Genomic DNA, 19101 nt, shown 5'->3' on the forward strand with positions numbered 1-19101 from the left:
TTGACAGATGCAATGAAATATACAATTACATCTGTCAAAATTTCTACTTATTTTGTTTTATTTTCTTTGCGTTTAATTAAACCATAGCGAACAAAAATATTAGCAAATGTAATAAATCCGATACCAACAATCAGTCCAATTGCATACGCCCAAAAATTCTCTACTAATGGCCAACCCCAAATTGCTGGGAGTGGCAACCATTGAACAGCACCGAGTAAAACAGCAGTAACTGCCCCTAATGAAGCGCCTATCATGTTAATGGGGATGGTAATTAATGGATTTTGAAGCATAAAGGGAATGGCACCTTCCCCTATCGCTATAAATCCTAGAAAAATCGAGGTTGTACCAGCGACACGTAAGTTCTCATCAAACACACGACGTCTAACTACATATTTATCTAAAACAGTTGCGAGTCCAATACCAATTGGTGGAATAACGATAGCTAAAACACGAGCAGTTAGCGGGAAAATATTATCTGCTGCAAGTCCGATGGCAATTGCTCCGGCAGCTTTATTTACTGGACCACCTAAGTCAAATGCAGTTAAGCAAGCGATAATGGTAGAAAGCACTACTGCGCTCGAATCTTTATTTTGAATGATTAAATTTTGTAACCAGAGATTTATTTGACCAAACACTGGATCAACAAAGTAAAAATTCAGTAAGAAAATGATCAGTACGGTAATCCCGGGAATAATAAACATCGGTTTCATTGCTTGTAAATTTTTATGAAGATGAATTTTTTCATTTAAGAATTTTGCTGTAAATCCAGCTACTGTGGCTAAGATAAGAACTCCAAAGAACCCAGATGGAATTCCGCCTTCTGTACCCCAGAAAGTATAGTGCAATCCACCAGCAAATGCACCGGCAATAAACCCAGGTGCAAGACCAGGACGATCCGCAATCGAATAGGCTAAAAATGCCCCAAATACAGGATAAATAAATTTCATTATCATATTTCCGTATAAACCAAGATAATGGAAAATCACGATTAGCTCATTGGAGTTTTTAGCAAATTCTGGGTTGGCAATTACTTTTTGAAGTCCAAATGCTGCAGCACCAAGTTGAGCAATACCAATCATTAAACCTCCTGCGACAATGACAGGTAACATATAGGAAATACCAGTTAGAACGCCTCGATAGATTTGTTGGAAAAAGCTGCTCTTCCCTTCATCATCATGAACAGAACTATCACCTTCTTCTTTTACGTATCCATCTGGTTTTGTTAGAACTGTTTCAATCATTTCTTTCCCACTACGTAATGGTTCGGCTACTCTTCTTTGGATGTATGGAAGTCCTTTAAAGCGATGTTTATCTTTAGCGGTTATATCTGTTGCAAAGATAACTGCTTCAGCTCCCTTAAGCTTTTCTGAGGTTATACGATCTTCTATTCCATTGGCACCTTGTTTTTCTACCAGTACTTGAATCCCCAGTTCTTTACCTGCTTTTTCAAGAGCTTCAGCAGCCATGTAAGTATGTGCAATACCAGCAGCACAAGCAGTTACAGCGACAATTTTTCTTGTATAAGTATTATTTTCTGTACTAGCAGTTTTTTCTGTATCTAAGGTAGTTAAAATTTCGGATACACTTTTTGCTTGAATGATATTAGTAATAAATTCATTATCAAGTAAACGCTTACTTAATGCTGCTAAAAGTTCTAAGTGTGTAGAACCAGCTTCTACTTCTGGAATTGCTAGTAAAAAAATATATTTCACTTGATTTGTCGGGTCAATGCTTTTCCAATCTGCAATTGGTTGGTTTAATCTAGCGAATGCAAAGCCAGCTTTTTTTACTGAGTTTGATTTACCATGAGGAATAGCAAATCCTTTTTCTAAACCTGTTTCAGAAATGGATTCACGATCTAAAACGGCTTTTTTAAACTCATGAACATTGGTAATTACGTCTTGTTTATATAATGCATCTATTAAACCATCAAAAACAGCTTCTTTTGTACGCCAATCTTGGTCTAAAAATATGAGTTCTTCAGATGTAATACTACTTAAATTCAATGCTATCATCTCCCTTAAAATAAGTTGCTCACCTAGGTTACCTTAGTTATACCATAATTATTTTTTTCAAATGTACGAAATGCGTATATTTGTACGACATTGTATTAAAATCCGTATTTATGTATACTAAACATATTATTGAGGGGGGATTTAAATGGCATTAAATACTTTATATAATCTTTTTGCAAAAGAAATTGAACTTTTAAGCCTCGCAGAAAAACAGGTATTCTTTTATATAGATAATCATGTTACGAATATTAAGCAACTAACACTTGTTTCGCTTGCTGAAGAAACAAATGTTAGCACTACTACTGTGATTCGTATGTGTCATAAATTAAAACTCTCAGGATTTTCTGAACTTAAATTTCTACTAAATTCGACCAAAAAAGAACCAAAACAAAATCCAAAAGACTTCACACTTACCTTCCTAAATAATGTCCAATTAGGAATACAACAGCTTCCTAGAGAGCAAATTGAACAATTGGCAACACGCATTTTACATGCACCTAAAATTTATATTGCTTGTCTTGGTATGACGAAAATTTTAGGCGAATATTTTTCGAAAAATCTAGTTACGTCCAAGAAAAATGTTGTCTTTACATATGATTCTTTTATTATTGATATTCTCCCGCAAATTGTGGAAAGAGATGATTTGGTTATTATTATTTCAGAGAGTGGTAATACAGCAAGTACCTTATCGCTTGCTGAACATTTGAAGTATAACTTATCGAATGTTGTTGCACTTGTAAATAATCCTAATGCGCAAATCGCTCAATATGTGGAAACACTCATTTGTGCATCAAGTGAATTGTTTGATGAGAATTTATTTAAACATCATCATGCGCCTTTATTAGTTGCGATAGATTTAATTCTTAATTATTTTGAGCAACTTAAATGAAAGTTCGCTTTTTATTTTAGAATCCCTTCTTTGTTAAAAAAAATAAGTCTTAATCGCCGTGACGACTAAGACTTATTTTAAAAATTATTTTGCTTTTTTTCGAGAAATAAAGAAATATCCTGTGCCGAGTATTAATAAAGAGCCAATAATTAAAGGAAATTTACTGTTAGAATCTCCGGTCGCTGGAAGAGAAGATTCTGCTTTTGTTATGCTTTGCTTTGTTGTCTGAACTGGTTTTTCAGCTATTCTTTTTGTTATGCTTTGCTTGGTTGCCTGAATTGCTTTTTCAGTTATTCTTTTTGTTTGTTCTTCTGGTTTTAAAGTATTATTTGGTGCTGCGGCGGGTGTTAGTTGTTTATCTTTATCAGGTGTGGTAGTGGTTGAATCTTCATTCTTCGTGTAGAGATAATTTACGACCTGTATGTCAGTAGTAAATGTTCCGTTTTTATTGGCTGGTAGTTTTGTTAGTGTGTATCCTGTAAATGTTTTTGTTTCTGTTTCAAAAGTTTCTCCTAAACTACCTGTTAAAATGATTGGCTTGGTTAATTCTTTACCTTCTGTGTCTTTATAATTTACAGTGACAGCTTGCGCAACATTTGGTGCTGCTGTTTTTGTATATTTATAGATGACTGTTTGTGCATCGTTTGTAAAGGTACCAGACTGGTTTTCTGGAGTTTCATTAAGTTCATAACCATCAATTATTTTTGCTTCTGATTGATACTGCTCTCCTAATTCACCAGAAAGTGTTTCTGTCTCTGCAATTTCTTGATTGGTTGTTTTATCAATATACTGAACTGTGATGTTTTCTCCTTGAGCTGGAATTTTTTCATATAGATAATTCACTTCTATTACATCCGTGTTAGTTGTAAAAGTTCCAGTAGCATTTGCTGGGGTTGTTTTCAACTGATAACCTTGAATTGCTTTTGGCGAAGTGGTATAGCTTTCTCCAAGTTTTCCTGTTAATGTTTCAGAATTAACTAATGGTTGATTGGCTTCATCAAGATAATTCACTTGAATCTTTGCTTTTTCTATTGGTGTAAATGGACCTGCCATTTTGTATGATTCTTGCCCAGGATAAGCAATTGGATCCAACACATTCCCTGTAATAGCAAAATAATTTAGTGTATCCCCTGCTTCTAGTGTTTTAGGCAATTTTAAACGGAAATAAGTGTCATTTTCAACAGTATAATCGAATATATTGTATTGTCGATTGTTTAAAAAAACAAATGCGCCATTACCTGGATAATGCATCGGTATTTCTTGTTGAAGTGTTCCTGTTATATAATCATCACCAATATAAAGTTGATCCACCTCTGGAGCTGGAATATTTAATATTAATGGTTCTGCTTTGGCAGAAAAAGGAACAAATGTCATGCTAATAACGAAAACTAATAAGCATAACGATATAAATTGTTTCATCTTCTTCATCAATGTCCTCCTATTTTCTCTGAATAGACTATAATTTTAGCATCAAATAAATTTGATGTTGAGATAAATAGGTGTTTTTCTTAATTTTTATATGAAAAAGTTCACAAAAAAGACATAAAAATCCATAAAAAACATGATGATTATTGCAATAATATCTTGACATTCTCGCCTAAATATTATTGGGGACAAATATATGATTTACAATTATATCGGTTATCTTTTTATAAAGTTCAGGTTATCCTCTTTCAACAACCATCGCAATCCCTATTCCGCCACCGATACATAGGGAAGCAATTCCTGTTTCTTTGTTTTCTTGTTTTAATTCATTTAGTAGTGAAACAACAATACGTGCACCAGAAGCGCCAATTGGATGACCTAATGCAATTGCGCCACCATAAATATTTAATTTGTTTTCTGGAATTTTTAAATCTCTTGCAACAGCAACTGATTGAGAAGCAAAAGCCTCATTTAGATGGAATAAGTCAATTTCATCTATGGAATAGCCACCTTTTGTTAAAGCTTCATTTACAGCATAATATGGTGCATATCCCATAATAGCAGGATCAACACCAACTTCTGATGTGACTTTAATTGTCGCTAAATAAGGAATGTTTTCTGCTATGGCTTTTTCTTTAGACATTAAAATAATAGCAGAAGCACCATCATTAATACCAGATGCATTCCCTGCTGTTACAGTTCCAGCTTCTTTAAAAGCGCTTTTCAGTGTAGCAAGCTTCTCTAGAGTTGAGTTAGCACGAATCGTTTCATCCTTACTGAAAAAAGAGCCATCTGCTAATTGTACTGGAATAATTTCATCTTCAAACAGGTTTTTTGCTTGGGCTTTCGCGGCTTTCATTTGCGAATTATGTGCGAAGGCATCTTGTTCTTCACGGGATACTGCGAATTTTTCTGCAACATTTTCTGCAGTAATTCCCATATGGTAGTCACCAAAAACGTCTGTTAAACCATCTATTATCATGCTGTTTTTTAGATTTTTAGGATTGAATTCTTCTTCTACTAATTCTGGTTGAAGCAGTAATGGTGCTTGGGACATATTTTCGGTTCCTCCTACCACAACAATTTCTGCTTCTCCTAGCTGAATGGCTTGTTTACCAAACATAATGGATTTTAGACCAGATCCACAAACTTCATTAATGGTTACACCTGGTACTTGATAAGGAATCCCTGCATTAATAGCAATTTGTCGTGCTACATTTTGACCAAGACCTGATTGTAATACATTACCAAATATAACTTGATCTACTTTTTCAGGTGCAATGTTGGTTCTTTCTAGTAGGCCTTTTACAACGGTTGTTCCTAGTTCTACTGCATTTACATCTTTTAAACTTCCACCAAATTTTCCGATTGGTGTTCGAGCGGCATCTATTATAACTACTTCGTTCATAGCAAACTCCTTTAAATGTAATAATGTATTAGTTATTATATCATGAAACTTGCTAAAAACTCACTAGATTAAGCCCGATGTATTGTATTTTCCTTCTTTTTCTACTAAAATTAAAGTACTTACAAATAAAATATAAAGGACTTGAGACGAACATATGAAAATTGGAATTGATAAGATAGGTTTTTATACTCCGGCGTTTTATGTGGATATGGTAGAACTTGCTGAAGCGAGAAATATTGATCCAAATAAATTTACGATTGGAATTGGTCAAGATAAAATGGCTTTTGCTCCGATCACCCAAGACTCCGTTACAATGGGAGCAAATGCAGCAAGACAAATTTTAGATGAAGCTGATTTGAAAGCGATTGATATGGTTATTTTAGCAACAGAATCGGGAATTGATGAATCAAAAGCTGGAGCGGTTTATATTCATCGTTTACTTGGTATTCAACCTTTCTCACGTGCGATTGAAATAAAAGAAGCTTGTTATGGGGCAACTGCTGGGATTAATTTAGCGAAAGATTATGTAGCAAAAAACCCTGAGAGTAAAGTATTAGTTATTGGTTCTGATATTGCTCGTTACGGCCTTTCTACAGCTGGTGAAGCAACACAAGGTGCTGGAGCAGTTGCTATGGTTATTTCCGCTAATCCACGCTGTATTGCGCTCCAAGATGATAATGTGTTTTATACAGAGGATATTATGGATTTCTGGCGCCCTGTCTATTCTGAATATGCATGTGTTGAAGGAAAATATTCCACAGAACAGTATATTCATTTCTTTGATACAATTTGGACGAGATATACAGAAAAATTCAATCAAAAATTGGAAGATTTTGCAGCTATTTGCTTTCATTTACCTTATACGAAAATGGGCAAAAAAGCGTTAGATTTAATTATTGAAACAGCACCACCTGCAGTACAAGAAAAATTATTGGAAAACTATCGACTAAGCACTTTATATAGCCGGAACATCGGTAATATTTATACCGGTTCTTTATATTTAAGCTTTATCTCGCTATTAGACCATCAAAATAACTTACAAGAAAATGATAAAATTGGTTTCTTTAGTTATGGCTCAGGCGCAGTTGGCGAGTTTTTCCATGGGGTACTACAACCAGGTTTTAAAAAATATCTTCAAACACAGACACATGAGGAATTATTAAATAACCGCTCTAAATTAGCGATTACCGAATATGAAACTAAATTTAAACAACAATTACCAAAAGATGGCTCAACACTTGAAATCGATCCATCAAGCGACCCAGCTGAAATAATGTTAACTGGAATTCAAGAGCACAGACGACAATATGTAAGAAAATAACAGAAAAACCGACGAAGCTAAATTAGCTAGTCGGTTTTATTTTGTAGTTTTTTCTTATATTCAAAAAACGAATAAGCATATATCCAAGCATAATACCAGAAACATTTAAAAATACATCCCCAGTATCAAAGTAACCTACATGCAAAATATATTGAGCGCCCTCTATCGCAAAAATCATCATCATGGCGTAAAGTATTGCTTTGATAAATCCTACTTTTTTTAATAAGAAGCCAATTGGAATAAAGGCTAGCACATTCCCAATAATAATTACACGTAAATTTCCTGATAAAAAAGTATCGATAAAACCAAAAGTATCACTAGAAAACCCTTGCGTATTCGAGGCTTTACCAAACAATAAACAAAGGAGAATGCCAAAATAAATCATATAGCAAAGGACAAGTAACGCTTTATTAATTTTCCAATTTATTAATTGAACAGTAACAAAATAAAGTAACAAAGCTGTGATGCCAACTGTAATATAGCCCATATGACTAACTGAGGCCATGACATGCTTTAAGTAAAAGTAGAGCCATCCCTGGAACCAGGAAAAATACATTGCCACTGCTGCAAAAACAGACATAATTGGTAGAATTAGAATAATAAAGTATCTTTTCATCCTGGCTTCCTCCTTTTCAAAAGTTACATTTAGAATAACATTTGAATATAAGGACTTTCTTAAAAGGAATTAAAGATTTTCTAAGTTTTTCTCTTTGACAAAAAGAAATAAAATTCCACCAACTAGAAAAAGAACGATTAAACTTGCTACACCATACTGCGTTTTCCCTGTGATTTGTGCAATAGCTCCCATTAACGCAGGACCAATTATAGCAGAAAATTTTCCGAAAATATTATAAAAACCATAAAATTCATTAGAACGCTTTTTAGGAATAATTTTTCCGAAAAAAGATCTGCTAAGTGCTTGAATCCCTCCTTGAGACGTTCCAACCAACATAGCTAAAATCCAAAAGTCCAATGCAGTTTTCATAAAGATGGCATAAATACAAATAATGATATAAACAAAAATAGCTGTGAAAATAAGTGGTTTTGCACTAAAACGTTTCGCTAAAAAACCATATAACAAAGTAAATGGAAAAGCTACTAGTTGCGTCATTAATAAAATAAGAATTAAAGTTGTTTGTGATATCCCTAAATCAATCCCATAAGATGTTGCCATTCGAAAAATAGTGTCCACCCCATCAATATAAAAGAAATAAGCAATTAAAAAGAGGACAATATTCTGATGCTCACGAATATGACGAATAGTGTGAAAAAGTCTTTTAAAACTTGTTTTAACAGGATTTTTCACTGCTGGAATATAGTGGATTTGCTGGACATTTTTCCACATTGGGATGGAGAAGAATAGCCACCAAAGCGCTGTTAGGACAAAACCAATGTTAACAAGAGCTACATCACTAATTGGCAAAATACCAGTTGCTTGAAAAATAATAAAAATGATAAAAGGAATACAGCTGCCAAGGTAACCAAATGCATAGCCTGCAGAAGATACTTTATCCATGCGCGCATTCGTTGTAACATCAATTAAAAAAGCATCATAAAAAATATTCGCCCCCGAAAAACCAATAAGTGATAAAACATAAAAACCTAGTAACAATAGCCAAGCATCTGTCGGGATAAAAATTAATAAAAAAGTAAAAGCAATCCCAATAGCTGTAAAAACACCAAAAAAACGTTTCTTGAAAAATTGGTAATCCGCAATGGTACCTAAAATCGGGGCTAGTAATGAAATAAGCAACGTGCCGATGGAGTTAGCATACCCCCAATATGCTGTTGATGTGGTGTCTGCAATACCTGCATTCGCCGCAACTCCTTTAAAATAAATAGGCAAAATTGCCGTTGTAATCATAATCGAATAGGCCGAATTTGCCCAATCTTGAAAAATCCAACTTTTTTCTTCTTTTGTATACGCCACTTAGATTTCTCCCCTTTTTTATTCGAATATATCACTTAGTATCTTGCCTGCTGTAGTTGGGAATTGTAACCCAAGTATTTTGGCAAATGTAGGTGCTTCATCAACTAATCTTGCATTAGCTATTTTCATTCCAGCTTTCATACCTGGACCGCTGAAGAGTATAGTTGTATTGTAATTCGTTTTTTCAGGAGAATAACCATGAACAGCTCTATAATAACCAGGTTTTCCAAGCTTTTCTTCCGTCACCTCTTCAATTAATGGACCATATAAATCATCCGTAAAATAGTAACCAACTTGCCCTTCCAACATTAGTGCGGCATTTGGATCTGCCCCTAAATGACAAATTTCTTCATGGGAAATAATGTTTTCAATTCCCTTTACTTCTTGAAGAACCTGGATAATTTCTGGAATTAGTTTTTCATTATTGGTGTAAATATAACAAGAACCATCACAACTTTTTGCATAGACTTGCCATTCCGTGATTTTATTATCGACCGATTGACTCCATCCTTTTTCCGCAAAAAGAAGGTTTAAGCGAATCGCATGGGTAACATCTATCTGATAATGATCTCCAAGAACAGCAAAAACGGTATTTTCATAAATCCCTGCTTCTTTGGTGGCTTGAATAATTTGTCCGAGTCGGTTATCGTGACGTTTTAAAGCTTCTTTTGCTTCTACAGAATGAACCCCATGTGCATGACGCATACTATCCATATCAACTAAATGAGCTAAAAGTAAATTAGGTTTTTTGGTTTTTATTGTATCAACCACTCCAGCTGTTAAAAAATCATCTAGTGCAGGTTGATTAATACCATTTCTCAGATTTCCAAATTTCCGCTCCATATCAATTAAAAAAAGCGGAGAGCTACTATTTAAAGAAACCATCATCTGAGTTAACCAAAAGCGATTTGGGAAAATTTCAGCAATGTTATAATCAATTCCACTCTTTGCTGCTACAGGCCATAAAAATGCCGCTGTTGTCATTTGTTTTTCTTTCGCTAACTCATATAAAGTAGGTACTTGAATTGCTTTTTTATACCAATACCAATCAGGCGAGTCTTTTTCTGGCTGGATTTTCGTATTATTTACGATACCATGTGTTTTTGGATAGTGTCCCGTTATAATAGATGTGTGTGCTGGGTATGTAAGAGATGGATAAATGGTTGTTACTTCTTCAATATGTGTCCCATTTTGAATTAATTCGTGTAACACAGGCAATTCACTCGTATCTTTTAAATCAAGTGAGCCTAAAGCATCTAATGAAATAATAAACAGATGTTTTGTCACAATGTTTCTCCCCTTTCAAAAAAACAGGGGTTTTCCAACAAATATGGAAGAACCCCCGTACGAATTAAGTATGACTGATGGTGTCTTTTGGCTGTTCTATTTCTTCTTGCCCTGTTACACCTAAAACATCTAAGAAGAACATAACGACTGGTATACCAACGATTAAACCCCAGATTCCAAAGAAATGCTCTCCGAAAATCAAGATTATAAATGTATAAAATACTGGTAAATTAGTTTTTGCTGACATTAATTTTGGATTTAGTACATAAGATTCTAAAGCATGAATAATAACTACAACGATTAAAATGTAGAAAATGTATTCTACGCCACCGATTGAGTAGCCAATAATGGTTAATGGCACAAGAGAAATAATAACCCCTGCAACTGGAATTAGACCAAGTAAGAAGACCATAATTGATAACGTCATTAATTGCGGGAAACCAAGAATCCAAAGCGCAATAGTTGTTAAGACTGCATTGACTAGGGCAATAATAAATTGAGCTTCAATCACCTTTCCAAAAGTCCCAACAAATTTTGCTCCGAAAAACTTCACTTCATCGTAAATAAAGCCAATTTTACTTGTGGAAAACTGATTTGTGAAAGAAATTAAGTGATCTTTTCCTAGCGAGAAAAATAGACTTAACATTAAAGCAATAAAAACGTTCATAAGGACAGTTCCAACATTAGTTAAATACGTTAAAATAATTGATACGCCCTGCTCTGTGTATTTCATAATATCAAATTGATTTGCTAAACTAACAATGTAATTAATAAAGTCATTATTGCTTTCAGTAGTAAAGAAACTATTAACAAATTTGACTAATTGATTTACTTGATCCCCTAAAACTGGAATATATTTAACAAATACAAACACAATAACAACAGCAATGAGAGCATATAGTAATAAAACAATAATCTGTCGATAAATCGAGATTCTCCGTAGAATAAAGTTCTCTAAACGAGTAATCAAGAAAGAGAATATAAATGTTAATAAAATAATGTTCATTTGACTCCGGAGTAGATATAAAACAAAGGCGATTAAAAGAAACACTCCAACACGCTTGACACTCTTATTTTGTAAAAAAGAACTCAGCTCTTTCAAAAATGTATTACCTCCTATTTTCGATCTGGCTACTTATCTTCGCCAATAATTTTAACTTCAGTTTCAAGTTCAACATCCCATTTTTCGCGAACGGTTTTTTGAACATAAGCTATTAGGTTCATATAATCTGTCGCAGTTGCTCCACCGATATTAACAATAAAGCCAGCGTGTTTTAGTGAAACCTGTGCGCCACCTATAATATGACCTTGTAATCCACTATCTTGAATTAATTTCCCAGCAAAATGACCGGGCGGACGTTTAAAGACACTACCACAAGAAGGATATTCTAACGGTTGTTTAGCCTCTCTTGCAGCTGTAAGTTCATCCATTTTAACTTGAATAGTATTTTTATCTTCTAATTGCAGGGAAAAAGTAGCATCTAAAACGATATAATTTTTTTCAGCAATTGTACTAAAACGATAGGCAGCTTTTAATTCAGAGCGCTTCAATTTCTTTAGTTTACCAGAGGGAGTTAATACAGTAGCAGCTTCTAAACAATCGCTAATTTCACCACCATACGCGCCAGCATTCATATGTAATGCTCCACCAATCGACCCAGGAATTCCACAAGCAAATTCCAGTCCACTTAAACTTTCATCTAAGGCAAACTTTGCCGTATCAATTAATTTGGCTCCACTCATCGCGATAATTTGCGTATTTTTTCTTTCTATTGATTGTAGTAAGTCAAGATGCACGATTACGCCACGAATTCCACCATCTTTTATGATTAAGTTTGAGCCATTTCCAAGGATGGTTAAAGGAATCTTTTTTTGGTGACAATAAGATACAATTTCTTGTGTTTCTTCTATTGTTTTTGGCATCACAAATATATCGGCATTTCCACCTGTTTTCGTATACGTATATTTAGATAATGGCTCATTTAATTTAATCGCTATATGCGGAAATTCTGTTTGGATATTGTTCATTATTTATTTCAAACCTTTCATGGATGTAGTTTTAAAAATCACTGCTTCTATTTTATCATGGAACCACTTTTTTACAAAGAATTCCAGAGATTTTTATTAGATTAGGAATAATTTAAATAAATTTAGGGTAATTGGAGGGTATGTTCTTGTACTTTAAAAGTAAAAACGTTATAATGTAGAACATATATTCTACTAACAAAGAAAGGGATGAAAAAATGATTCGTTTTGATCGTGTGTCTAAAAATTATAATAATGATAAAACTGCGGTGAAAAATGTGACACTTGACATAAAAGATGGTGAATTTTTCGTTTTCATCGGACCAAGTGGTTGTGGGAAAACAACGACACTCAAAATGATTAACCGATTGATTCCATTAACAACCGGAACGATCTATATTAATGAAAAAAGAATTAGTGATTATGATATTCATGAACTTCGCTGGGATATTGGTTATGTCTTACAACAAATTGCCCTTTTTCCCCATATGACAATTGAGGAAAATATTGCCATCGTTCCAGAATTAAAAAAATGGGATAAGGACAAAATTCATGATCGGATTACTGAACTGTTAGAGAGCGTTGGCCTTGATCCAGAGACCTATCGACACCGCAAACCTGCTGAACTTTCAGGCGGAGAGCAACAGCGTGTTGGTGTTGTCCGTGCGCTCGCAGCTGATCCGGAAATTATTTTAATGGATGAACCTTTTAGTGCGCTAGACCCAATTTCAAGACAACGACTACAACAAGATATTTCGGCACTTCAAAAGAAAATCAAAAAAACGATTGTCTTTGTTACGCATGATATGCAAGAAGCACTTGCTCTCGGTGACCGAATTTGTGTAATGCAAGATGGAGAAATCGTCCAAGTTGCAACCCCACAAGAAATTCTTAAAAATCCAGAAAATGATTTTGTGAAAGATTTCTTAGCATCTGGACATGTGTTTAAAACGCCTGTTTTAGAAGGTAGTTTTATAGTAAACGATTTAGTGGAAGCAGATTTATACCACAATTATCAAACAAGTGATGGCACGCTAAGTATTTCTTTAAAAGAACCTGTTGAGACTTTAATACGTCGTGTGGCAGAGGAAGAGTCTATCCCTGTTCTAGATGAAGCATCTGGCAATTTTGTAGGCACGATTACAAATAAACATGTCATGCAATTTTTAGCTCGCCACATAGAAAGTTCAGGTGAATTAGTATGAATACATTATTAGATACTTTTGCTGTTCGTAAAGATGAACTTTTCACTGCTTTGGTGCAACATATCCAAATTTCGTTTGTTTCGCTTTTTATTGCAGTGTTAATTGCTTTACCTCTTGGTATTTATTTAACTAGGCATAAGCGACTTGCTGAACCAATTATTCAAGTAGCTGCAATTTTCCAAACGATTCCTTCACTGGCATTACTAGGTTTATTAATACCGCTGGTTGGTATTGGTATTGTTCCAGCGATTATTGCGCTAGTTATTTACGCCCTACTTCCTATTTTAAGGAATACATATACGGGAATTAAAGAAGTTGACCCAGCGCTTGTAGAAGCTTCACGTGCTATGGGAATGAATAAATGGAAAAGATTATATAAAGTACAACTTCCTCTAGCAATGCCAGTTATTATGGCAGGTATTCGTACTGCGATGGTGCTTATTATTGGAACAGCTACTCTCGCCGCATTAATTGGTGCAGGTGGCTTGGGGGATTTAATCTTACTTGGGATTGATCGTAATGATAATAGTTTAATCTTACTAGGTGCCATTCCAGCTGCATTACTAGCCATTTTATTTGACTTTTTATTACGTTTCCTCGAAAAAGCATCATTTAGAAGTACTATAATTACAATCTCTGCTGGGATTTTACTAACAGCAGCAATTATTGTTGTCCCTTACCTAACTTCTGATAAAAAAGAAATTACTATTGCTGGTAAATTAGGTGCTGAACCAGAAATTTTGATTAATATGTATAAAATTGTGATTGAAGATGAGACTGATTTAAAAGTGAAAGTTAAGCCCAATCTGGGGAAAACTAGTTTTGTATTTAATGCTTTAAAATCTGGAGACATTGATATTTATCCGGAATTCACTGGTACAGTTTTGGAAACTTTCTTAAAAGAAGATGCTAAAACACATAATCCGGAGCAAGTCTATGAACAAGCACGTGACGGCTTAGCGAAAGATTTTGATATGACTTATCTAAAACCAATGAAATATAATAATACTTATGCTTTAGCTGTCTCCCCTGAGTTTGCTAAGGAGCATAAATTAGAAAAAATATCTGATTTAGGGCCAGTAACGGATCAAGTAAAAGCTGGTTTCACATTAGAATTTAAAGATCGTTCGGACGGATATAAAGGTATTCAAGAGAAATATGGTCTTACTTTTCCTAATTTGAAAACAATGGAACCTAAATTACGCTATAATGCCATTAAATCAGATGATATTAATTTAATTGATGCGTACTCAACCGATAGTGAATTAGCGCAATATAAATTAAAAGTACTAGAAGATGATCAGCAGCTCTTCCCTCCTTATCAAGGTGCGCCACTGTTGTTAACAGAAACACTTAATGAGTATCCAGAGCTTAGAAAACCATTAAACAAACTTGCTGGTAAAATTACAGACGACCAAATGAGAAAAATGAATTATGAAGTCAATGTAAATGGAAAATCAGCTTATACTGTTGCGAAAGAATTTTTACAAGAACAAGGATTAATAAAATAAAAAAAGAAGCTTAGCGGAAATGAGAAATTTTCGCTTAGCTTCTTTTTTATTGTCGGATTAAATTTTTGACTTTGTTGATATTAGGTTTGTAGAAACGACAATGTGTTTCAAATTCTTTATTAAATTCAGCAGCAAGTTGAGTTAATGATTGTTCATGATCAAGCATCAAACCTTCTTCTAAGAGCGGTTTAAGTGAAATAATTTGGTCGAAAACAAGACCTGCATTCGTGTCACTTAAGACAGAGATAATCTTGCTTAAGGCTTTTTGTTTTTCAGGAGGCAATGCTTTTTGATGAAGATGGAACCATTTCGCTAATTGCTTCCGGTTTTTTCGAGTAGCCTCTAGATAGATAGTTTGAGCATATGCAGCTTTAGCAAATGAAATAGATAAATTTTCAGCAGATATCCAGTCTTCCTCCAATATCTCGCCTTGCATTTTTATTTTTTCATTGAGCAAAGTTATATCTTCTTGGTAAATATCCATTTTTCGTTGTTGTTGTTTGTATATTTCCATTGCTAAATTAAGTTCGTCAACGGTTGCTTGCAGTGGTTCTCCAAAAATGGTATTATCATTTAAAATTAATTGGGTTTGTTCGATTTTTTCTGCAATGACGCTATCACGTTCTTTAATAACATGCGCGCGTTTTCCTAAGTATTCAAAATAAAAGTTGTATTTTTGGATGCGATTAACTACTGCTTCTGCTTCTTTTATTGTTGTCGGTTCTTCGTTTGCGTTTAAAACAGTTACACCAGCCACTTTACTTAATTTTGTATAAATAACAACTGAGAAGATTTCTCCGTCCAAATTAATTGTGTACGGTAGTTTATGTTGCTGTTCTAAAAGTCGTTTATGTTGTTTTAATAATTTATCCGTCATCTTTAATCAACACCTTTACTACGCCATTAGTATTATATAATTTAATTATATAGCATAAAGATGAAAATTTCGAGGGAAAGAAATGAGAAATTATTTTTTAATAGTTTACATAATATAATTATTGTCTTCTTTCCTCGTTATAAAGACGTTAAAGTATAAAATAATAAGTAGATATTTAAGATGGCGATAAAAATTGCTACTGCCCAAGAAATAATTTTTAACCAAGGTGGATTAACAAATTCGCCCATTTTCTTTTTATCACTAGTAAACATGACAAGTGGAATTACGGCAAAAGATAATTGCATAGAAAGAATAACTTGACTAAAAATTAAAAGTTCGTTAATACCATTTGCTCCATAAAGTGCAGTGATGATAACGGCTGGAATAATTGCGAGAACACGTGTTAATAAACGTCTTACTACTGGTTTTAAACGAATATTTAAAAAACCTTCCATAACAATTTGACCAGCTAATGTACCAGTTAAGGTTGAGTTTTGTCCAGAAGCAAGTAAAGCAACCGCAAAAATAGTACTTGCAATACTACTTCCAAGTGTAGGATTTAATAATTTATAGGCATCTTCAATTCCTGCAACACTGTTTTGACCAGTTGTGTAAAATGCAGCAGCAGCTAAAATTAAAATAGAAGCATTGATTAATAAAGCGATAGTTAAAGAAAAAGTAGAATCTATAAATGAAAAACGAATCGCTTCCTTCTTCCCTTCTTTTGTTCTATCATACTGTCTTGTTTGCACGATGGATGAATGTAAATATAAATTATGTGGCATCACAGTAGCACCTAAAATACCAAGTGCAATATAAAGTATCGCTGGATTGGTTATGATTTCAGTTTGTGGAATAAATCCTTTGGCGATCGCTTGTACATCTGGGTGGGACATAATCATTTCCGCTCCAAAACAAACTAAAATGGTGACCATTAAGGTAATGACAATAACTTCGATGTAGCGAAAACCTTTGTGCTGCAAAAATAGGACAAGAAAAATATCTAGTGCTGTAATACAAACGCCCCAAATTAATGGAATACCAAATAATAAGTTAAGAGCAATTGCACTCCCTATTACCTCCGCAACATCTGTCGCAATAATCGCAAGTTCAGCTAAAATCCATAAAACAAATCCAAATGGTTTAGAAAAGCTGTCGCTAGAGGCTTGTGCTAAATCTCGCCCAGTAACAATACCTAATTTTGATGCCAGTGATTGTAATAAAATAGCTAAAATATTAGAAATTAAAATAACTGATAATAACGTATATCCAAATTCTGATCCCCCAGCAATTGATGTTGCCCAGTTTCCCGGATCTACGTACCCTACTGCAATAAGCGCTCCTGGACCCATAAATGCTAGTAATTTCCGGAAAAATTTCGCGTCCTTTGGTATTTTCACGGAATTATTTACTTCGCTCAAGCTGGGAGCATTCTGTGCTTTTCTCCAGCTTTCTTTTGTTCGTTCTGTTTTCTCTTTTTTCATGCTCCCTGACCTTCTTTCGTTTATGGTAAAAAGTTTACTACGGGAAACATTCTTTGTCAAATGAAAAAACACAACCTTTTAAAAAATAATAGGTTGTGTTTTTCAGTATGACTATAAGGCTTCTGTTAGGGTTTTTCGTTTGTTTTTCACAGGATTTAATTTACGTTCCAGCCAACCAAGTAAGAGGTCCGCTAAAATTGCCATAAATGCTGTTGGGATAGCTCCAGCAAGGATAATCGCTGTCCCATTCGTGGCATTTGTTCCCCGAACGATAATATCACCTAATCCGCCTGCTCCAACGAATGTTCCAATTGCAGCTACACCGATTGCGATGACTAATGCGTTTCGAATACCTGCCATAATAACAGATAATGCAAGTGGCATTTCTATTAACCGGAGAACTTGCCATTTAGTCATTCCCATTGCTTTACCAGATTCAAGAAGTGCCCCATCGACATTTCTAATACCTGTGTAGGTGTTTTTTAGAATTGGCAATAAAGAGTATAGGAATAAGGATAAAACAACAGTATTCGTTCCTAGCCCCATGACTAGCATTAAAACCGCAAGCATTGCCAGTGCGGGAATCGTTTGGATAATATTAGCCGTTTGAATAACCCAGCCAGCTAAACGTTTTTTCCTAGCAATATATACTCCGAGTGGTATCGCTACGATTGCTGCGAAAATAACTCCGTAAGCACTCATTAAGAAATGCCGCCAGAACTCTTCCATGACATAACTTCCATTTGTTTGATAATAGTCAATTAATTGGCTTAATGTGTCCATCTTTTGGCACCTCCTTAGTTTTTACCTTCAAAGTAATTATTTTTTTCTAGGAACTCTTTTGCTACAATAGATGGTTCTTTGAGTTCTCCATCTGCTGCATAGTTAAGTTTTTGCATTTGTTCTGTAGAAATTTTGCCTTTTAATTTATTTATAGTAGATTTTAATTCAGGGTGTTTTTCTAAAATTTCATCTGTTGCAAGCGCTGAAGCATCATAAGGTGGAAAGAATTTTTTATCATCTTCCAATAGTTTAAGGTTGTAAGTTGGAATCCGACCATCTGTAGAATAACCAAGCGCTACATCCATTTGTTTATTTTTTAGCGCTGTATAAATTAAGCCAATTTGCATCGGAAAGATTTTTTTGAATTCGATGTCATATGCATCAGAAAAAGCTTTATAACCATCTCCAGCACGTTCCATCCAAGAGTTGTCAACGCCAGCAGTTAGTTGGTCTTCCACTTTTCGCATGTCACTTACGGTAGATAAATTATATTTTTTTGCTGTATCTTGACGCACCATAAACACATAAGTATTAGCGAAACCATAGGAATCAAACCAAGTCTGTTGAAAACGGTCTTCAAAACCTTTTTGGACAGCTGCTAAGGCTTTATCTGGGTCTTTAATAGCTTCTTCCCCAAGTGGACCAACTAAATCTGTTCCAGTGTATCTTGTGGCTGTAATATCAACATCACCATTTAGCATTGCTTGATGTTGAACGATGGTGGAACCTAGGTTATTTACAATTTCTACTTTTAAGCCAGTATCATGTTCAATTAATTCTTTTAAAATATTTGATACGATTTGTGATTCTGTGGTGGCCATTGCACCAATTCGTATGGTATCTTTGGAACCTCCGCCAAGGCCAGGTAATGCACAGCTTGATAAGAAGAGCGAACTAGTTATAAGTAAAACGCTCACTAAAGCAATAAGTTTTTTCTTCAT

Annotated in this window: 16 protein-coding genes; 4 read left to right on the top strand and 12 right to left on the bottom strand. The window is 34.4% G+C overall.

Annotated elements, in window-relative coordinates:
• Nucleotides 1–47: 47 nt before the first annotated feature.
• Nucleotides 48–2006, bottom strand: coding sequence for a fructose-specific PTS transporter subunit EIIC (locus tag HCJ45_RS01500; protein WP_187123813.1), 1959 nt, complete (start codon nt 2004–2006; stop codon nt 48–50).
• Nucleotides 2007–2160: 154 nt separating this feature from the next.
• Here HCJ45_RS01500 and HCJ45_RS01505 point away from each other — a divergent pair, with 154 nt between their 5' ends.
• Nucleotides 2161–2904, top strand: coding sequence for a MurR/RpiR family transcriptional regulator (locus HCJ45_RS01505; protein ID WP_187123814.1), 744 nt, complete (start codon nt 2161–2163; stop codon nt 2902–2904).
• 84 nt (nt 2905–2988) lie between these two features.
• Here HCJ45_RS01505 and HCJ45_RS01510 read toward each other — a convergent pair whose 3' ends face one another.
• A complete protein-coding gene (locus tag HCJ45_RS01510) occupies nt 2989–4332 on the bottom strand; it encodes a MucBP domain-containing protein (RefSeq protein WP_187123815.1) in 1344 nt (447 codons plus the stop codon).
• Nucleotides 4333–4567: 235 nt separating this feature from the next.
• Nucleotides 4568–5737, bottom strand: a complete 1170-nt coding sequence (locus HCJ45_RS01515; RefSeq protein ID WP_187123816.1) for a thiolase family protein — start codon at nt 5735–5737, stop codon at nt 4568–4570.
• A gap of 154 nt (nt 5738–5891) precedes the next feature.
• Between HCJ45_RS01515 and HCJ45_RS01520 the strand changes: the two genes are divergently transcribed.
• Nucleotides 5892–7058, top strand: coding sequence for a hydroxymethylglutaryl-CoA synthase (locus HCJ45_RS01520; protein ID WP_187123817.1), 1167 nt, complete (start codon nt 5892–5894; stop codon nt 7056–7058).
• Nucleotides 7059–7080: 22 nt separating this feature from the next.
• Here the strand turns inward: HCJ45_RS01520 and HCJ45_RS01525 are convergent, their stop codons facing one another.
• From HCJ45_RS01525 to murB, 5 genes are all read right to left on the bottom strand, one after another.
• On the bottom strand, nt 7081–7674 hold the full coding sequence (locus HCJ45_RS01525; RefSeq protein WP_187123818.1) for a VanZ family protein: 594 nt from the start codon (nt 7672–7674) through the stop codon (nt 7081–7083).
• A gap of 69 nt (nt 7675–7743) precedes the next feature.
• A complete protein-coding gene (locus HCJ45_RS01530; RefSeq protein ID WP_187123819.1) occupies nt 7744–8988 on the bottom strand; it encodes an MFS transporter in 1245 nt (414 codons plus the stop codon).
• 18 nt (nt 8989–9006) lie between these two features.
• Nucleotides 9007–10275: an alkaline phosphatase family protein gene (locus tag HCJ45_RS01535; RefSeq protein WP_187123820.1), complete on the bottom strand. Its 1269-nt coding sequence runs from the start codon at nt 10273–10275 to the stop codon at nt 9007–9009.
• Nucleotides 10276–10339: 64 nt separating this feature from the next.
• Nucleotides 10340–11377: an AI-2E family transporter gene (locus tag HCJ45_RS01540; RefSeq protein WP_187123821.1), complete on the bottom strand. Its 1038-nt coding sequence runs from the start codon at nt 11375–11377 to the stop codon at nt 10340–10342.
• 29 nt (nt 11378–11406) lie between these two features.
• Nucleotides 11407–12303 carry a UDP-N-acetylmuramate dehydrogenase gene (gene murB, locus HCJ45_RS01545; RefSeq protein WP_187123822.1) on the bottom strand — a complete coding sequence of 299 codons (897 nt, stop codon included), beginning with the start codon at nt 12301–12303 and terminating at the stop codon, nt 11407–11409.
• Nucleotides 12304–12518: 215 nt separating this feature from the next.
• Here murB and HCJ45_RS01550 point away from each other — a divergent pair, with 215 nt between their 5' ends.
• Both HCJ45_RS01550 and HCJ45_RS01555 read left to right on the top strand, forming a co-directional pair.
• Nucleotides 12519–13505, top strand: a complete 987-nt coding sequence (locus HCJ45_RS01550; RefSeq protein WP_185381157.1) for an ABC transporter ATP-binding protein — start codon at nt 12519–12521, stop codon at nt 13503–13505.
• On the top strand, nt 13502–15016 hold the full coding sequence (locus HCJ45_RS01555) for an ABC transporter permease/substrate-binding protein (protein ID WP_187123823.1): 1515 nt from the start codon (nt 13502–13504) through the stop codon (nt 15014–15016). Before HCJ45_RS01550 ends, HCJ45_RS01555 begins: the two co-directional genes overlap by 4 nt.
• 46 nt (nt 15017–15062) lie before the next feature.
• Here the strand turns inward: HCJ45_RS01555 and HCJ45_RS01560 are convergent, their stop codons facing one another.
• The 4 genes from HCJ45_RS01560 to HCJ45_RS01575 all read right to left on the bottom strand — a co-directional run bounded on the left by HCJ45_RS01560 (nt 15063) and on the right by HCJ45_RS01575 (nt 19101).
• The gene (locus tag HCJ45_RS01560) at nt 15063–15893 is read right to left on the bottom strand and encodes a hypothetical protein (protein ID WP_187123824.1); all 831 of its coding nucleotides are present in this window, start codon (nt 15891–15893) and stop codon (nt 15063–15065) included.
• A gap of 137 nt (nt 15894–16030) precedes the next feature.
• A complete protein-coding gene (locus tag HCJ45_RS01565; protein WP_187123825.1) occupies nt 16031–17377 on the bottom strand; it encodes an Nramp family divalent metal transporter in 1347 nt (448 codons plus the stop codon).
• Between the two features lie 111 nt (nt 17378–17488).
• Nucleotides 17489–18160, bottom strand: a complete 672-nt coding sequence (locus tag HCJ45_RS01570) for an ABC transporter permease (RefSeq protein ID WP_185348117.1) — start codon at nt 18158–18160, stop codon at nt 17489–17491.
• Between the two features lie 14 nt (nt 18161–18174).
• Nucleotides 18175–19101 (bottom strand): osmoprotectant ABC transporter substrate-binding protein, encoded by a 927-nt coding sequence (locus HCJ45_RS01575; protein ID WP_185381154.1) that lies wholly within the window; start codon nt 19099–19101, stop codon nt 18175–18177.

The sequence above is a fragment of the Listeria immobilis genome (genome assembly GCF_014322845.1).
In the GTDB taxonomy this organism is placed as follows: Bacteria; Bacillota; Bacilli; order Lactobacillales; family Listeriaceae; genus Listeria; species Listeria immobilis.